This window comes from Deinococcus alpinitundrae (assembly GCF_009982895.1).
Classification (GTDB): Bacteria; Deinococcota; Deinococci; order Deinococcales; family Deinococcaceae; genus Deinococcus; species Deinococcus alpinitundrae.
The window spans coordinates 1-15434 of record NZ_WXZL01000047.1; the positions used below are offsets into that span (position 1 = coordinate 1).

The 15434-nt window shown below is 60.7% G+C and carries 16 protein-coding genes and 1 pseudogene; 8 read left to right on the forward strand and 9 right to left on the reverse strand.

The genetic code is table 11. The features are described 5' to 3' along the window. The 3 genes from GUI70_RS21325 to GUI70_RS21335 form a co-directional block, all read right to left on the reverse strand. Positions 1-369 (reverse strand): acetylxylan esterase (locus GUI70_RS21325; protein ID WP_161884302.1); only part of this gene is annotated, 369 nt, incomplete at its 3' end. Positions 370-757: 388 nt separating this feature from the next. After that, positions 758-1426 (reverse strand): NADPH-dependent F420 reductase, encoded by a 669-nt coding sequence (locus tag GUI70_RS21330; protein WP_161884303.1) that lies wholly within the window; start codon positions 1424-1426, stop codon positions 758-760. Continuing rightward, positions 1423-2238 carry an inositol monophosphatase family protein gene (locus tag GUI70_RS21335; protein ID WP_161884304.1) on the reverse strand — a complete coding sequence of 272 codons (816 nt, stop codon included), beginning with the start codon at positions 2236-2238 and terminating at the stop codon, positions 1423-1425. Before GUI70_RS21335 ends, GUI70_RS21330 begins: the two co-directional genes overlap by 4 nt. An 80-nt stretch (positions 2239-2318) precedes the next feature. On the opposite strand from GUI70_RS21335, the gene GUI70_RS21340 reads away from it, so the two are divergent. From GUI70_RS21340 to GUI70_RS26095, 3 genes are read left to right on the forward strand one after another with little or no spacing between them, the layout of a single operon-like run. Then, positions 2319-3254, forward strand: coding sequence for a LysR family transcriptional regulator (locus GUI70_RS21340; protein ID WP_161884305.1), 936 nt, complete (start codon positions 2319-2321; stop codon positions 3252-3254). A 52-nt stretch (positions 3255-3306) separates the two neighbouring features. Beyond that, the gene (locus GUI70_RS26090) at positions 3307-3762 is read left to right on the forward strand and encodes a transposase (RefSeq protein ID WP_438503506.1); all 456 of its coding nucleotides are present in this window, start codon (positions 3307-3309) and stop codon (positions 3760-3762) included. Continuing rightward, complete coding sequence (locus GUI70_RS26095) at positions 3672-4202, forward strand: IS5 family transposase (RefSeq protein ID WP_438503507.1); 531 nt, start codon at positions 3672-3674, stop codon at positions 4200-4202. Before GUI70_RS26090 ends, GUI70_RS26095 begins: the two co-directional genes overlap by 91 nt. 32 nt (positions 4203-4234) lie before the next feature. Here GUI70_RS26095 and GUI70_RS21350 read toward each other — a convergent pair whose 3' ends face one another. Then, on the reverse strand, positions 4235-5590 hold the full coding sequence (locus GUI70_RS21350) for an IS701 family transposase (RefSeq protein ID WP_237725095.1): 1356 nt from the start codon (positions 5588-5590) through the stop codon (positions 4235-4237). 200 nt (positions 5591-5790) lie between these two features. Here GUI70_RS21350 and GUI70_RS21355 point away from each other — a divergent pair, with 200 nt between their 5' ends. Beyond that, positions 5791-6105, forward strand: a complete 315-nt coding sequence (locus GUI70_RS21355; RefSeq protein WP_161884315.1) for an HNH endonuclease — start codon at positions 5791-5793, stop codon at positions 6103-6105. Between the two features lie 171 nt (positions 6106-6276). Here GUI70_RS21355 and GUI70_RS21360 read toward each other — a convergent pair whose 3' ends face one another. Together GUI70_RS21360 and GUI70_RS21365 are read right to left on the reverse strand one after the other, a co-directional pair. Next, positions 6277-6543 carry a hypothetical protein gene (locus GUI70_RS21360; protein WP_161884307.1) on the reverse strand — a complete coding sequence of 89 codons (267 nt, stop codon included), beginning with the start codon at positions 6541-6543 and terminating at the stop codon, positions 6277-6279. After that, a complete protein-coding gene (locus GUI70_RS21365; protein WP_161884308.1) occupies positions 6543-7133 on the reverse strand; it encodes a nucleotide-binding protein in 591 nt (196 codons plus the stop codon). The genes GUI70_RS21360 and GUI70_RS21365 overlap by 1 nt, the downstream gene beginning before the upstream one ends. Before the next feature lie 469 nt (positions 7134-7602). Here GUI70_RS21365 and GUI70_RS21370 point away from each other — a divergent pair, with 469 nt between their 5' ends. Further along, entirely contained in the window at positions 7603-8544 is a 942-nt protein-coding gene (locus GUI70_RS21370) for a tyrosine-type recombinase/integrase (RefSeq protein ID WP_161884309.1), read from the forward strand. Between the two features lie 48 nt (positions 8545-8592). On the opposite strand, the gene GUI70_RS21375 is transcribed toward GUI70_RS21370, so the two are convergent. Next, a complete protein-coding gene (locus tag GUI70_RS21375) occupies positions 8593-9897 on the reverse strand; it encodes a replication initiator protein A (RefSeq protein WP_161884310.1) in 1305 nt (434 codons plus the stop codon). A 415-nt stretch (positions 9898-10312) separates the two neighbouring features. On the opposite strand from GUI70_RS21375, the gene GUI70_RS21380 reads away from it, so the two are divergent. Both GUI70_RS21380 and GUI70_RS25315 read left to right on the forward strand, forming a co-directional pair. Continuing rightward, the gene (locus GUI70_RS21380) at positions 10313-10573 is read left to right on the forward strand and encodes a hypothetical protein (RefSeq protein WP_161884311.1); all 261 of its coding nucleotides are present in this window, start codon (positions 10313-10315) and stop codon (positions 10571-10573) included. Further along, positions 10563-10826: pseudogene (locus GUI70_RS25315) on the forward strand (type I restriction endonuclease subunit R); the annotation flags it as partial. The gene GUI70_RS21380 and the pseudogene GUI70_RS25315, both read left to right, overlap by 11 nt. A 472-nt stretch (positions 10827-11298) precedes the next feature. Here the strand turns inward: GUI70_RS25315 and GUI70_RS21395 are convergent. Both GUI70_RS21395 and GUI70_RS21400 read right to left on the reverse strand, forming a co-directional pair. Then, positions 11299-11985, reverse strand: coding sequence for a DUF2442 domain-containing protein (locus GUI70_RS21395; protein ID WP_161884312.1), 687 nt, complete (start codon positions 11983-11985; stop codon positions 11299-11301). 1595 nt (positions 11986-13580) lie between these two features. Then, on the reverse strand, positions 13581-14093 hold the full coding sequence (locus GUI70_RS21400) for a type II toxin-antitoxin system Phd/YefM family antitoxin (RefSeq protein ID WP_161884313.1): 513 nt from the start codon (positions 14091-14093) through the stop codon (positions 13581-13583). A 501-nt stretch (positions 14094-14594) separates the two neighbouring features. Here GUI70_RS21400 and GUI70_RS21405 point away from each other — a divergent pair. Further along, complete coding sequence (locus GUI70_RS21405; protein ID WP_161884314.1) at positions 14595-15344, forward strand: site-specific integrase; 750 nt, start codon at positions 14595-14597, stop codon at positions 15342-15344. The last annotated feature ends 90 nt before the right edge of the window (positions 15345-15434 follow it).

The window sequence follows — 15434 nt, forward strand, 5'->3', positions numbered from 1 at the left end:
CCACGCGCTGCCCTGACCGCGGGTATCCATGACCACACAGGCGTAGCCCGCCGACGGCCACAGCAACCAGTCGGTCGGCAGTCCCCGGCCTCCGCCGTAGCCGAGGTATTCCACCACGCAGGGCAGCGGCGCTCGTGTGCCCGCAGGGAGCAGCCGCCAACCGCGAATGGTCGTCCCTGCGTAGCCGGAGAAGCTTAAGTCGTAGACGGCAACTGAACGCAGCAAGGTCTGAACCGGTTCGAAATGCGCATTCAGGGGAAAGGCGCGGGTCTCCTCGAGCGTGGCGTCCCAGAACGCGCCGAAGTCAGCGGGTGCCGCCTCGGCAGGTTGGTAGCGCTCAAGCTCAGCCAGGGAGAAGTCAAACTGCACGGCGCATCATCCCGGCTGACTCATGGGCTGGCTCAAAGCAAGAACAGCCATAGAAGTCAGTATCCAGCGCCCGCAGCGCAATGGGAAGTGCGGGCCCCAGCTGAACACCGGTTCTGGCAACTTAACGTTGAGCAGAGCAAATCCACCCAGCAGCGGGCTGAACTTCAGACTGCCGGATGAATGGCGTGTTGCCAGGCCAGGTGAGCCTTGGACGGTTGTGTTGCCTTCACTTGTCCTACGGCAAACGGAGGGCAAGGGTGGCCTGAACTTCAGGCCACCCCTGCAGCGACAGTTAACCATGTCTGGAACGATCGCTTCTGATTGCCTCTTCTCACTTCTCACTTCGGCGCAAACACTACTGCGCAACAGGTCTTGAGTCCACGACGCGTCAATGGCTGGAGTTCAGTTTGGACTGGGTGACGCTGACGCTGAAGGGTGCGAAGCCGAGCGTACGTATCAGGGACGGGATCAGCAGGAACAGCGCCTCCGTGCCGCGCGCCGCGGTCACATCACCCAGGTCAAGTTGCCATTCCGGTGGCCAGCCCAGGGCACGCAGCAGAGTCCGTACCATCTGCTTGGCGTCTTCGTCGTTCCCAGCGAGAAACGCGGTAGGCGGTGTGGCCTGGCCCAGGGGATCGGACATCACAAGGTACATCATGGTATTCAGCGACTTCACCACCCGCGTCTTCGGTAGCGCCTTCTGGAGTTGTTCAGCGAGACTACTCCCGGGGTAGAGCAGCTCCATACTGCTCTCGGTCCGGATGGTGGCGTTAGCGACGTCCAGCAGCACCCGTCCGGAGAGCGCCGCTTCCAGGCTGCTCAGTACCGACAAGGCCTGATCTCCCGGCAGGGCGTTCACGACTAGCGGGGCCGCGCCCGCCGCCTCTTCGAGAGAGAGAACTGGTACGGCGGGGCCGGTCCAGCCGACGTTGGCCTGTTCGGGCGAGCGACTGCCCAGTGTGACGGTGTGTCCCCGTTGTGCCAGGACTGCCGCGATATGGCTGCCGACGCGGCCTGTCCCCAGGACGCTGACGGTCAGTGGCGCATTTGTGGTCATGCCCCTGCTCCTTCGATAGGCGCGAGCACGTCCAGCAACTCTTCATGGATACCTGGGGCTGAGGCCACAAACGTTTGACTCTGTACACTCCACGGCTGGCCCAGCATATTTGTAACGCGTCCGCCCGCTTCCTGTACCAGCAGTGCGCCCGACACCAGCCCGCTGCGCACCGCGCTGAACTGCCAGAAAGCGTCCATCTGCCCTGCGGCGACATTCAACAGAGGGATGGTCACCGGGACTGACACTCGCAGCACCAGGGCGCGCGCCAGCATGGCAGGCACCGACAGACCCAGGCGATACAGGTCACGTGGGTCCTCGCCGGGCCGGGCCTGTCCAGTACCGACGATGGCCGCTCGCAACTCGTTCTTCCCAGAGACGTGGATCGGCTCTCCATTCAGGCGAGTCCCGCCACCCCGCACCGCAGTGAACAGCTGATCCTGCAAGGGCAGGTAGGCGGCAGTCAGCACTGGCTGATTGTCACGCACTAGCGTGGCAGTCAGGCCCCACTCGGAGAGGCCCTGCACGTGGTTGATGTTGCCCTCGGCAGGATCCACCACCCACCACTCGCCGTCTGGAAGGGGACCGCTCTCCAGTTCGTCTTCCGCCCAGCGTGCCTGTGGACGAAGGCCCTCCAACTGCGGACGCAGTGTCATCAGCACCGCTTCATCATTGGCGTCAATGGCTGCCACCACTGCGTCCAGTGTTGTGGGGGGGCGGCGCGATGGGTCGAAGCGTGAGCGCAGTACACCGCCGCCCTCGCGTAGTGCATTTACCACCGGCTTAAGCAACGGTTGATCGGATTGGGTTGTCATATGTAGGCCTCCTGACACCGACCTTACGCCTCACGTCACTTGACTACAAATGCAACTGGCGCAGAAGTATATTTACTTTCATGCAACTGGATTTGAATTTGTTGAGCGCGCTGGACGTGCTTCTGGAGGAGGAAAGTGTCGGCGGCGCGGCCTTCCGGCTCAACCTCTCCGAACCGGCCATGAGTCGCACGCTGGGACGAATCCGACGGGTGACGGGCGACGCCGTCCTGGTCCGCAGCGGCCGCTTCATGACGCCCACCCCCTATGCCCTGAGCATCCGAGAACAGGTGCACGCCACCGTACAGCAGGCGAAGGCGTTACTACAGCCGCCAGAGGTGCTAAATGTCGCGGAGCTTCAGCGAACTTTTACCCTGCGTGGGCATGACGCGTTACTGGAAGCTCTGGTCCCACTCCTGATGGGCTCAGTGACGCGGCAGGCCCCCGGTGTGCGTCTACGCTTTTTGGGTGAGACCCAGGGCCGGACAGAAGAGGAGGTACAGGACCTGCGCCGCGGCAATACGGACCTTGCGTTGGGGTCGGCACCTTCATCGGCTCCAGACCTGTTGCATGAAGTTGTCGGACAAGATCACTTCGTCGTGGCCCTTCGGCGGCTCCACCCGCTGCTGACTGGCACACTGACCACCGAGCGATACGCAGCGGCGCGGCACGTTAGCGTCTCTCGTCGCGGCCGGCTGCACGGCCCCGTGGACGCGGCCCTGGAAGAGCAGGGATTGAGTCGCGAGGTTGTCGTCGCTGTCCCGACCGCCTCTGTCGCCACCCGGCTTGCTGCAGAGAGCGACCTGCTGATCAGCGTGCCGGCACGGATGATGGTGGGAACACTGGAGGCCTTTGGTCTGGAGACACGTCCATTACCGCTTCATATCGCTCCCTTGCCAGTAGTGGTCATCTGGCACGCCCGTACGGAGGGCGACGCAGCCAACCGTTGGTTGAGAACTCAGGTGCGTGACGCGGCACAGCAAATACTGGACCACCCTGAAGTGGACTTACACCTGTGATGCAGAGCAGTGGTTAAGAGCCTATCCGGAAAATATGGTGTAGTGAAGTCCAGTGACGACACAAGCCCATCAAGACCAAATTAACGACCAGAACACGCTCTGGGAGGTATCGGATGCACTGTGGCTTCGCCTGGTTCCCGTTCTGGTGATCGATAAGCCGAGGAAAAAGAGCGGGCGTCCCGCACGGGACGCTCGCTCGATCTTCAACGGACTGATCTGGCTGGCCCGAACAGGAAGTCAGTGGAGTCAACTTCCTCGCCGTTACGGTCCAAAATCCACCGTGCACGAACGATTCTGTGCCTGGGTAGAGCACGGCTGTCTCCGAGCGGCGTGGGCCATCGTGCTCGAAGAGTATGACCAGGAAGTGGGGATCGACTGGGCATGGCAGGCCGCAGACGCAAGCATGGTCAAAGCCCCATTGAGCAAAAGGGGGGCGCTGGCGCGTCGGAAGCCACAGGCAGCAATCCCACTGACCGAGGCAAAGCAGGGTGCAAACGCACCCTGCTGACCGAGGCCAGAGGCATTCCGCTCTCTGTCGTGCTCTGCGGAGCAAATCGTCACGACAGCAAGATGCTGATGGATGTCCTCGATGCCGTTGTGGTCGCTGTTCCTGCTCTTGAAGAGCAGGAACAGCGACATCTGCTGTTGGACCGTGGGTACGACACATCTGCGTGTCGTCAACTGGCTGTTGACGAAGGCCTGATCGCGCACATCCCGAAGAAAGCAACAAGAGAACACCCCATCCCTGCGCCTGCCGATCCTGAACGTCATCCGGCGCGGCGGTGGGTCGTCGAAGTCGGCCACAGTTGGTTTAACCGATTTCGGCGCATCCAGACCCGCTGGGAGAAACGTCAAGACCTGTATTTGGGCTTTGTCGAGTTGACCGCTTGTCTTATCATCTGGCGCAAACTCGCCCCTCTCGCGCCCATCAGAAAACCTTCCGGATAGGCTCTTAGCTCGACTTTAGCCATTGAGGAGCGTCAGGCAGCGTAGCAAAGTGCGTCTGCAAGGCGCTCGATAAAATCGAGCGGGACTTGAACCATCTCGCGTCCTGGCGCGGATGTGCGAAAAGTCGGCACCTTCCATAAGGCTCGCCGAACCTCGGCGAGCGCATCGACGAAGGTCGGCAGGGTTTTGTCGTACCAGGCGGCACGACGAACCCAAGGTGCATGGCCCTGCCAGCGTTCGTGGGCCATCAGGGTGACGAGTGAGAACAGCCCCAGCAACGCTGGGGTTGTTCTCGCAATGGCCAGATCAGTCCATTGCCGCTGTGTTTCCACGCCCAGGTGTGCCCGAACCTCTTCAAAGGTGACCTCGAGTTGCCACCGCTGCACGAAATACTCGAGGATCCGCAGCGGGGTCTGGAGAACGTCCGTACACAGCAAGGCTTGGGTGGAGAATTTGCCCTTGGGATCACGGACCAAGACCCATCGAAGCGCAAGGGGCGGGAGACCGTTGTGATACCAGACCGCGGTCTGTGAGACGATCTCGACTTCCCGGTTAGTCTCTCCGTACCAGCGGTTCAAGCGCACGTGCTCCCAGTGCGTCTCTGGATCGTGGATCAGGGACGCCAGGGTCGGGAGGCGGTCGCCTTTCAGCCGGGGTCGGCCCATCTGGCCGGCCGCTCGTTCGGGTGCTGCGTCGTAAAGCGCGGCATCCAGGCGAAGTCTGGTGATGACGGTGATCGGATGGCCCTGCTGGAGGTCGGAGAGCCACTGGATGACCGCGTATGCACTGTCTGCCACCACGATCAGCTCCCGTCCTGGACACCACCGCTGCACCACGCACAGCATCTGCCGCGCCCAATCGGTCAAGGTCTTGTGTCGGCGACCGCGTTGCTCGTTGTACCGCTGTGACGGTACCAACGCTGTTAGGAACGGACACGCCCAGACGCGATGGGCCCAGGGGATGGGCGTGAGCAGCATCAGGCTCAGCCAGCGGAGACCGCTGGCTTTCACGAAGTGCCCGTGGCTGGACCGCACAGGATCTCGGTAGATGCCTTTTGCGCTGATCTTCGCGCCAGTGCGTCGTTCAATCGTATCGTCTAGGCCGAGGACCAGCGGTCCTGAAGGCACGAAGGCGGTCAGGAGCAAACCGAGCAGCACGCGACTGGCTTGGAGACTGGACCAATGCGCTCGACTCAAGAGGCGGTGAAACGTCCCGAACCTTGGATCGTCGGCCAAGCCGAGCACCCGCAACGCCGCAGTCACCGTCCGTTTTCCTGGAGAGAGCAGCGCACCCACCACCAGGAGTTGCACCTGCGGCCAGAGTCGTGCCGAGAACAGCGGTGCAAATCCTTGCAGGACCCCAGCGAACCACTTCGGAAGCAGTGTCATGCTCAAGTTTGACAGGGGGAGCACCATGCTGCTCCCCCTGTCAATGGCCAAAGTCCAGCTTAGGACAACGGGTATTGGATGTCTTTGCCGACCTTGGGCTGAAGCAGTTGTGACACCCTATGGGGTAGCGTGGTTTGAACCCCGTAAGGTAGGGGGGATCTACACTTGATGTGCCTCTTCTCCCCTATCGGAGTGCGTCGATGCGTAAACGCAAGAAATACCTGAAACTCAGAAACAAGCAGACCGGCAAAATGGATCTGGCCCACCGCCGCGCCGCTTCCGTGCTGCTGGGCCGGCCGTTGCTGCCCGGCGAGGTTGTGCACCATCTCGACGGCGACTCCACCAACAATGCTCATGAGAACCTACTGGTGCTGTCCAGCCAGCGCTTCCATGCCCACATCGAGCACGTCCTGCGGCAGGAGCGCCGCGGCCAGGTGCACCTCTTCCCGGAGATGCTTCAGAATGTCCGCCAGCGCCCCAGAGGCACCCTCTTTGAAAATATCGCTCTGGAGTGAGCCGGGTGGGTCCACCCGGCTCACTCATTTTCAATCGCCTTCTCTGGCCCTATAACGACTTGGCCAGCTTGCGGCATGCTGGCTCTTCACCCTCATGTTTGCAGCCAGACGGCATATTTCATATGCCGTCTCCCAGTTTTCAATTAGGTAGTGCTCTAGGGGGGTAGATATCTACCCCCCTAGATATTCCTCGATCAGCCGGCGGACGATCTTCGCGGCATCCGTATCCTCAGTAAGGGCACGGGCCCGGAGCTTCTGCCGAACACTCTTTCGGATCTCAATATTGAGTTGGACTACCGGATCGACGGGAATAGAGGACTCGGCCTGTAGGAGGCTAGGGGGGTCGATATCTAGGGGGGTAGATACCTCGGGTTCTAGAGGGGTAGCTTCCTGAGTGACCTGCTTAACCCGGTCGAAGAGCCGGCTGTTCTTCGTCATCAGCACACCTCGAAGCCGAGCGCCAGGATGTCGGCCCAGGCGTTCTCCCCGCCTGTAATGTCGCGGACCAGCACCTGATCCTGAAGCGCCCGCTCGTGCGCCGTGTAGCGCCGCACCACCGCCGTGCAGACCCGGAGTCCCATCTCCCGCAGCTGGTCGCGAGCGACCTGCCCCACACTGCCCACCGGCGGCGCTTTCGTCACGACGACCCGGAGGTTGGCCATCTCGGCCCCGGCCTTCTCCAGCTCGTTCCACATCCGGGCCATCGGCATCATCTCTCCAGCGTTCGGGGCGGTCGGGATCAGGACCGTCGCGATCTTCGAAAGCGCCGCCACGTCTGCGATCGCTGGGCGGCCCTCGATGTCCATCACCCAGTAAGCCGTTCCCGCGGGCGGTTCCCCACCTGGCGGAAGCAGGGTCACAGGAATCTCGCTTCCAGTCAGCCAGTCCTGGGTGGTCCGGATGGTTTCGTCCTCGTCGCTGATGACAGTCGGGCCTCGCATGGCCAGCGCACCTGCGAGGTTGACGGCGATCGTCGACTTGCCCCCGCCCCCTTTTGATCCGGCTACAGCAATGATCTTCGGCTTCATGTGAAAAGAATACCCCACTATGGAGCTATGGGGGTAGTCCTCTATGCTATAAGGCTATAGCCCTAGAGGGGTAGCCCTCTTTCCTTCAAGGGTTGATCCAAAGACCCCTCCCCTTGTCGCGAACAACTCACCAGAACCCTTGATACTGACCTCTGTCCAGCCGCTCGATCAGGTTCATCGTCGCTTTGCCTCCCGACGAGCAGCCAGGTCAGCCTTCAGCTGAAGCGTCCACTGGTGACGCGGCGGCCCTCAGGTCCACGCAATGAACACAGGATCTTTGCTTCGGTCTGCCGGAAACCCTAGGTGCAGCTGCGCACTTTGGGCGGATACGACTGGGACTCAGGCGATCCCACGCTGCGTGGTGTCCGTCTCCCTGTCTCCCTCAGACTATCCGTCCTAAGGAAGGCAGACGGCTCAGCCTGGGTCGAATTCACCCATACCATAGTTAATCTGTGTTATCTATGGGGCTATGACCCTCACCCTCGACGTCTACCGAGTCAACGCGCTCGACCGGGCCCGGAACTGGAACGACCTCGCGGCAGGGGAGAGGAGACGCCGCGCCGTGGTCGCCGCCCGCGACAACGACAAAGAAGCCCTCTGGCGTCTGACCGAGGCCTACCTGGTCCTGAACGGCGCGAGCGGCACCGCTGTCAGTCCCCGGACCCTCAAGGCGTACCGCTGGGCCATTGACCGCTTCCTGACCTATGCCGGCGACCAGGCCTTCAACCTGCTCTCACCCGGCAGTGGGGCGGGCGTGCGGTTCATTCGCACCGTGGAGTCGAGTGGCCTCAGCCCGGCCAGCACCCGCGTGCAGCTCGCCGGAGTCCGGCTGTTCTACTCGGCACTGCGCTGGACACAAGCCACGCAGGTCTCTCCCTTTGCGGATGTCAAACCCGTACGTGACAAGACGGCCGCCTGGGACAAGCGCTCGCCGTACCGGGAAGAAGAGATCACGGCCCTGCTCACGAAGGCAGATGCCCGCATGAAAGCGCTGCTGCTGCTGTGCGCCCACGGCGGGCTGCGGATCAGCGAGGCACTGGCGCTGGAATGGAGCGATGTTCAGCTGGCCGCGGGTGAGTTGCTCGTCCGATCAGGCAAAGGGGGCAAGGCACGCCGGGTCGTGCTCGGAAAGACCTTGCTTCGAACTCTGGAAGGGCTGCGCTCGGAAGGCGCAGTGATCGGCGGAAGCTACCCGGCCGCGGTCGAGCGCCTGCAGCGCCTGTGTATACGAGCAGCAGTGCCTTACCGCGGCTACCATGCGCTCAGACACTACGCCGGCACGCGTCTGACACGGGAAGGGGCCTCGCTCGACGATGTCGCCCGTCACCTGGGGCACGCCGTGCTTGAGACCGCCCGGATCTACGCCAAGTGGAGCGACGAAGGGCTCCGGCGGCGCATGGCCGGCTGGTAACTCTCTCGGCGTGCCGGGACGCATACCAACTTCCGGTGCACAGGATTGCTACGGCACCTTACCCGTAACAGCCTCGACAGCTGCAATGAGATCTTCCTGGCCTCTCGCCGCTGCAGCCAGCCGGTCCACCACTTCTGGCGAGAGACCTCCGAGTTTTTTCAGTACCTCGTTATCAGGCACACGGCCCAGTTTGATTTTGAGGATGCTCCTGACCATGCTCAGCGATTCTTCCTGGGTCAGCGGTAGCAACGGCTGCTGCGGCTCGGGAACGGGTTTGGCGGTCTGATGCCGGGCTACTCTGTAGCCTGGCGGGGGAGTGGGTACCGAGGCGTACTTCTCAGGGTTCCGGACGGCGTCCACCATCGTTGCCCCCAACGAGCGGGGCTTGAAGCCCTCTGCCATCCGCATCCGCACTGTCCTGACTGCCTCCTGAATCCGCTCTGCATGTTCAGTAACGAGGCTCTCGGCCACGGGACGCGTCACTTTCATGTCGAGGAGCAGCTGCACCAGCTCAGGATCGACTTCGCCTTCAAAGGCATACGTAATGCGTGTCGCTTCGCCGGAGCCCTCATAGGCCACACCGCGCAGGTATTTTGCCGCGATCAGGTGGGCGTGAGCACCGTCGAGGGTGCGCCTGACGTTATTGGGACGCTGACCACTCAGTCCCGTTGCTTCTCGCCAGGCGGCCATGATGACGGGCAATTCACGTGCCAGCGAACCGTCATCCCCGACCCGGTGGGCGTGCAAGATCCGGTAGAGACTCCGCGCTGTGGGCTGCTTGAGGTCGCCCAACAGTTCCGCATCCAGAATTTGGTAGAACCCCTCGCGGATCGACTGTGCAAAATGCCGGGAAAATGTTACACGGAGCGGCGCACCTGACTCAATGGCACCGTCCTCTCCGCTGGAGCTCAGGCTGGTATCTCGAACTGAGATCCGGTCAATGAGGCGGGTTGTCTCGGTGGTGCCACGGAAACGTCCCCCAGATTGCCGTGAAACACGCGTCAACCAGCTCACGCCCTCCAAGCGCAGCAGGCTATCGCGCAGCCTGCTGTAAGCGTTGCCACGGGTGCCCATGGGGGTGAGTTTGAGGAGCGCATAGGCTGTACACTCCACGGTGTCGTCGTCAGGACAGCCTGTATCGAAAAACAGTGTTTGCAGGGCAAGCAAAACGTCCGGATCCACCCCATGGGGCCGGCCACGGGCGGCCATTCCCTGAACGAAAAAATCGCGGTCGCCGATGCGAAATGTGGTTTCCCAACTCAAGTCATCCCCACCCTCCCGGTTGAGGATGCTGAATACGCCGGAACGAGCCAGGGTGAGTTCGTTGATCAACGCTTCGTTGGCTTGATGCATGATTGATGATTATAGTGATCTTTAAAGATATAAAAGATATTGATTGCATCATCAAGCGTACACGCCGATCCGCGCTCAGTGCGGGTTTTCGAGTTTATTTGACTCAAAGGTAGCGTGGATTTTGCCCAATTTGACTCAAAGGTAGCGTGCCTTTTAGGGTATTTTGACTCAAAGGTAGCGTGACGATGACTCAAAGGTAGCGTGGATTTTTGTCTTCAGAAACTCAAAGGTAGCGACACCCTCTTGACCTTCTTGACTCAAAGGTAGCGTGTCTGGAAAGCCAAATTTTCGCTGCTTGACTCAAAGATAGCGATAGTCGCTGTAGTGTGTCTGGTACTACAGATACCGTGGGTTTAACTCAAAGGTAGCGATACACGAGACTCAAAGGTAGCGATACTGACGGTAGAGGTTGCGGATGGTTCTGATGGACCCAGACATGCACATGGTCGCGGGATCGCTGGTCAGAACAGCACGGGCATTGGGCCGCAATCGCACCAAAGCCGGGAAAACGACCAAACTCAAGAAGACAAGCGCCGAGCGCGAGCGGCGCGCCCTTCAGCCGAAGAAACGGGCGACCCGTAAAGCTATTTTGATCCTTCCTCACGCCCTGCCAATGTGCGTTGCCGGTCAGCTTTCTTTTCGTAGACTTGCACCGGAGGATCACGTTGATCACTGAAGCCGATACCTGCCGCCAGTACGTATTGCCCAACCTCTACCGCGCTGGGTGGACCGACGAGTTGATCCGCGAACAGAAGACCTTCACCGATGGCCGCATCCTCGTACAGGGGCGGAACGCTCGGCGCGGCAAGCAGAAGCGGGTGGATTACCTGCTCTACAGCAGGCGGGACTTTCCCATCGCGGTGGTGGAAGCCAAGTCGGCCTACCTGAGTCCGGGCCAGGGCTTGCAGCAGGCCATCAATTACGCATCCGGAACGGCCCTGGTGGGCCGAGGTGTTGCGAGAGGGCTGAGCGAGCTCGGACGTTGCTATGGCCCGTATGCTGCTCGCTTGCTCCTCATCTCCTCTGACGCGATGCTGCAGATGATGACGGCTGCGCCTTTCCCTCCTGATCTTCAACTGCGAAACCGGCAGGCGTTCGAAACGTGTCTGGCCACCACCTTAAAGGTGTTGGCGGCGGTGAAATTTGCTCCCACCCTTCACCATACCCAACCAACCCGTGAAATCCTTTTGACATTTGGGAGTGAACTTGACCGCCATGCGGCAGAGATTGCCGCACTGGCGGGAGAGGTGTCTGGATTTGCCTGGCCTAGGGTGAGGCTGGTACGAGCGCCTGACAGCCGAGCGGGACGAACCGTTGCCAGCGGCGTATCACGCCCTGCATTCAGCCGTCACTGAGCAGGAAATCCCAGCAAGGGCAGATCTGTAAAGCAACCTTCGCCGGCTACTCCCCAGTGGCGATGAGCATGCAGGGCCGCTCAATCAGGTCGGGACGCCCATGTTGAAGGCATCCCACCATCGTATGGAGAAACGAGTGATGTGGGTACTGTTGCTCTGCATAGCGCCAGGGCCGGCGCATCAGGGTCGAGAGGTGGTCGTGCGCAAAGTGACCCGTCAGGAACGTGCCCAGATCGTATAACCGATTGAGCAGAGGCTCAGGAGGCACAGGAACACTCCGCAGAATCTGGTTGAGCTCGCCCGTCCGCAGTTGAAGCAGGCGCTGGACGGTCACCGGCTCGATGGGCGTTGCCCGCAGGTAGGTGTGCGGCTGCTGGTACTGCAGGTAGGGAAGCAAGGGGCGGTATCGGTGCAAAGCGGGAACAACCGCCAACGTTTGGATGGGAAGTCGGTCAGAGCCCGTTTGGAGGAATGCTGGGCCAGCAATGCAGGCGCCGCCCGGCCAGATCAGGCGGCTTCCATCCGCGCTGACCTGAACCCGAGCAAATAGGGTGTCGAGGCGGAGCGATTGATACGGGGTGAGGTCCAACAGCGCCCGGAGGTCAACCCGGTGCGTCTGATGGTTGCTGAAACTTGCCCACAGCTGGTAACCGCCGGGTTCAACCAGCACCTCCGTCAGAGCAAGCGGCACATCAGGAAGATTGGGCGGCGAGAACGAACCCTGAGTTGTCATGGCCGGGTGATCCGGAATTCTGAGAGACGACTCCTGAAGAGTCTGTTGTCAGAAGTTGTCGCGGGTGGACAGCGGGCCGCGACCAGCATAATGACGGCCACCAGATGCATATGGACTTGAGTGGCAGAGATGGGCCATGATCCCTGCAGGTGGTAGGTGATGTGATTGCCTTCATTGGGGCCAAACACGACGTGGCAGGGCCCACAGCGAGTGGTCAGGAGTGACCGAATGTGCCGGCGGACTGAAGTGGGGGTGCTGGCGGTGACATTCAGGGTGAGGATCGGGGACTGGGGAGGGCTGGACATAAAACCTCCTGTCAATGCGGTGTGGGAACCCTGAGCTGCGCTATGGACGTGTGCATCGGCCGGGGGAGGTGTGACGTGAGGCAGTAGCCTGGAGGTGTCAATTCGTGGTCCACCCTTAAGGCGATGGTCCTTCGAGCGGCTCTTGTCTGATCTGAGAGGAAAAGGCTGTCCTGACCACGACCTCCGGATGAAGGTCAACGTGCTGAAGCTCAAGGCAGACGTAACGCCGGCCAAGGGCGTGCTTCACAGGCAGGCGAATGCTCTTGCGAGAGCGCCTTGGCGTGGACGCTGCATTCTGGAGAGGAAACTCATCTTTCCAGTGACCCACCAGCACGCTACCGTTCGGATCAGTCAGGGTGGCTGAAAGGGCGTGCGTCAGGATCAGCGAAGTGCCACTGGCGTCCAACATGCCGTAGAGCGGGCCTTCCCCCGGCCAGGGACGATCTCCAGTCAGGAGGCGGGCAACGGATGATCCGAGGAGCACGTACCGGCATCTGCGGTCTGTAGACGACGTTGAGGGGAGGGGTAGGGCTACTCGCTCTACGAGTGCCAGGAACCCATGGCGAATCGCTTCCAAAGGCGTGGAAAGCTCAGCACGACCTGAGCGGTCTCCGTAAGGCCAGGACGAGGTCAGGTAAGTGCGCACAGCATCTTCCCCGACAAGGTGCTGACCTAACAGGTCCATCAGGTCAAGCCACCGGCGATGGAAATGCTCTGGTGAGACTGGATAAACGTGGGCAAAAGCTTCAAAGTCATGGGAACCGGGAGGCAGGAGGCTGGCGTACTCGTGTCCTTGGGAGAGGGTAAGTGAGTGGGCAGATACCCGGCCTGAGATGACGAGCGGCCTGTACCAGGAATCGAGAGAGGTGGAAGCGGCTTTGATCCGTCCGGCGAAGGTGAGTTGGCCAGGGACGCCCTGGAGTGCCGCTGCAGGGATGTGGGCCGTGTTGGGCCAGAGGATGTACCGTCCTGAACGGTCGACCTCCGGCTGACTGAAGGGCACTGGCCCATTTTGGTGAATTCTCTCCCAGAAGAGAGCGAGGTCGATCCAAGTCCACAGGTGTTCGAAGCGGACCCACAGCTCTCCCGTCGATTCAGCCACGGCGCTGAGGAGCGGTCCCGGAATGGGTAAACGGTTCATCTGCATCCTCCTGAAGTGGCGTGTGTTGAGGGACGGATCAACAAGAACCTGAACAACGCGACTGTGCCGTGATGGGCCAGAACATGTATGGCTAACCTGGAATTTCAACAGGGGCGAGAAAGCATCACTGATCAAGGTCGTGATCACTCTCAGGAGCCTGCTGACATGCCGTCACGCAGTGCGAGGCGCTTGATGGCAAGAAAGCCTGCACTATCGGGTGCCCAGGACACCTGCAGAAGTTGCAGGGGAGTGCGGTGCTGGAGTTCACGTCGTGGAAGGTGCAGCCAGGGGTGGGGGGTTAGAGAGTGCTGTCGGCCGAGCAGGGTAATGAGATCGTCGAGAGCATCGAGTCGCGAGAGAACATCCGTTGGGAGGTAGCCGGTCTGGATGGCAGCGTCGAGCAAGACGTCAGTGATGCCGAGCAGGGTGGTCAGGGTCGCAGGGGTAAGTTCATGGGCTAGGCGGTGAACTGTTGTACTGATGGCATCGTCGTAAGGAACCGTGATCTGGGGCGGCTGTTCGTGATGTTCCAGAGGCTGGAGTTGAGCAAAGGGTGTGCCGCGGCGGGTGATGAGGTAGCTCTGGCCGTGGGTGACTCCGGTGAGGACGTCGTACCACGAGCGTCGTAGGTGGTGCAGGTCAATGCGTTGTAGTTGGGGCATGGTGTCTCCGAAGCAGGGTCAGAAGAGGAATGTTTTAGCTTAATAAGCTAAAGTGAGCATACGCACACCCACAGGCATGTCAAGCCTTCAGCCAACAATCCGGCCATCTCCGCTCCATCAGCGGGCAAAGCCAACCACCGACCAAGGCACTTGCACCCTCGAATTGGAGAGGTACACTAATGAAAGACGTCCTTGCTGGGACATCAATGGCAACTACACAACGGCATGTCGCGCCTCCGTCTGTCAGTAGGGGTAGAGATTGTCCAGAGGTGGGATAGGCGGCACCTGGTGTGTCACACCAGCCTCTGGAGGTTTTTTGTCATGCCACAGCCCCAACGTCGGCGTAAGCACCAGCACACTGCTCGGCCCATCGCACCATTTCGCCTGATCAACGTTGATGGGCACGTCCTGGTGTATGACCAAAACGACCAGGTGCATGAACCGTTGACCCACCATCACGCGCGCTTGCGGGCCCGTATAGCCGACGGCAGTGCCACCACAATGACCAAGGCCCTGTATCCGTGGTTCGCTGCCCTTGAGGCTGACGGTGTTTCCTGGCAAGCACCACAACAGGCGCTGCATGGCGTGCTTGATCAGTTGCTCCGAAGAAAATATAAGCAAGTCGATATCCGCCGCGATCGCCGGGGAATTGCCCGGGTGACCCTCGGACCGGACGACAGCTTGCACAGCGCCCGATTGTTACATGCAGCGATCCGCAGCTATTACCACGAGATGGCGCATCTAGGCCTCTACCCTGGCGTGAATCCATTTTTCAACGAGGCGCGTGCAGCGGACGCTCAACAGTATCTGCAGTCCAGAAGGGGCAGGCCTCCGGCACACAGTGGACTGAGTGAGGACGCCGATGGCCATGCCCCTCCAAGCAGTTGGTACGACCTGTATGGTGGCCGATCGAGCACCGCGTACGATCAAGATGGGGAGCAGCTCGCCCACAAGATTTTTGACGCTGCAGGTCGTGTGCAGTGGCCCTTGCGCGACTACGCTGTGACTGCCATCGCGCTCGAGACAGGTCTGCGCATCAGCGCGAACACGGGCCTGCGAATGGGTGGATGGTCCCGACATGGATTTGGATGTCAGATCAGTGCTGCAGATAAGGGGTCAGGGGGCGTGATGACACGGGTGGTGGTGATCAGTGAACAGACTCACCTCATGTTGCGAGCGTACGTCGAATCTGAGCGTGCGCAGCACGATCCACTCGCAGAGGACTTCAGCACTTGGGCTCGCGCACTGTAAACAGCACGGCCAAGTCGTCTGGATCCCATCTCAGCGCGTTTCTGAGGCGCTCGGCACCGTAGCGCACCAGACTCATGGCTTTGCGGCCAT

Bases quoted from the DNA above. Each gene is read 5' to 3' on its own strand.
- GUI70_RS21350 (WP_237725095.1), bottom strand. From the start codon at position 5,590: ATGACACTGCTTCCGAAGTGGTTCGCTGGGGTCCTGCAAGGATTTGCA.
- GUI70_RS21400 (WP_161884313.1), bottom strand. From the start codon at position 14,093: ATGCCCCAACTACAACGCATTGACCTGCACCACCTACGACGCTCGTGG.
- GUI70_RS21340 (WP_161884305.1), top strand. From the start codon at position 2,319: ATGCAACTGGATTTGAATTTGTTGAGCGCGCTGGACGTGCTTCTGGAG.
- GUI70_RS21370 (WP_161884309.1), top strand. From the start codon at position 7,603: ATGACCCTCACCCTCGACGTCTACCGAGTCAACGCGCTCGACCGGGCC.
- GUI70_RS21395 (WP_161884312.1), bottom strand. From the start codon at position 11,985: ATGACAACTCAGGGTTCGTTCTCGCCGCCCAATCTTCCTGATGTGCCG.
- GUI70_RS21330 (WP_161884303.1), bottom strand. From the start codon at position 1,426: ATGACCACAAATGCGCCACTGACCGTCAGCGTCCTGGGGACAGGCCGC.
- GUI70_RS21335 (WP_161884304.1), bottom strand. From the start codon at position 2,238: ATGACAACCCAATCCGATCAACCGTTGCTTAAGCCGGTGGTAAATGCA.
- GUI70_RS21360 (WP_161884307.1), bottom strand. From the start codon at position 6,543: ATGACGAAGAACAGCCGGCTCTTCGACCGGGTTAAGCAGGTCACTCAG.
- GUI70_RS21380 (WP_161884311.1), top strand. From the start codon at position 10,313: ATGGTTCTGATGGACCCAGACATGCACATGGTCGCGGGATCGCTGGTC.
- GUI70_RS21355 (WP_161884315.1), top strand. From the start codon at position 5,791: ATGCGTAAACGCAAGAAATACCTGAAACTCAGAAACAAGCAGACCGGC.
- GUI70_RS21405 (WP_161884314.1), top strand. From the start codon at position 14,595: ATGACCAAGGCCCTGTATCCGTGGTTCGCTGCCCTTGAGGCTGACGGT.
- GUI70_RS21375 (WP_161884310.1), bottom strand. From the start codon at position 9,897: ATGCATCAAGCCAACGAAGCGTTGATCAACGAACTCACCCTGGCTCGT.
- GUI70_RS21365 (WP_161884308.1), bottom strand. From the start codon at position 7,133: ATGAAGCCGAAGATCATTGCTGTAGCCGGATCAAAAGGGGGCGGGGGC.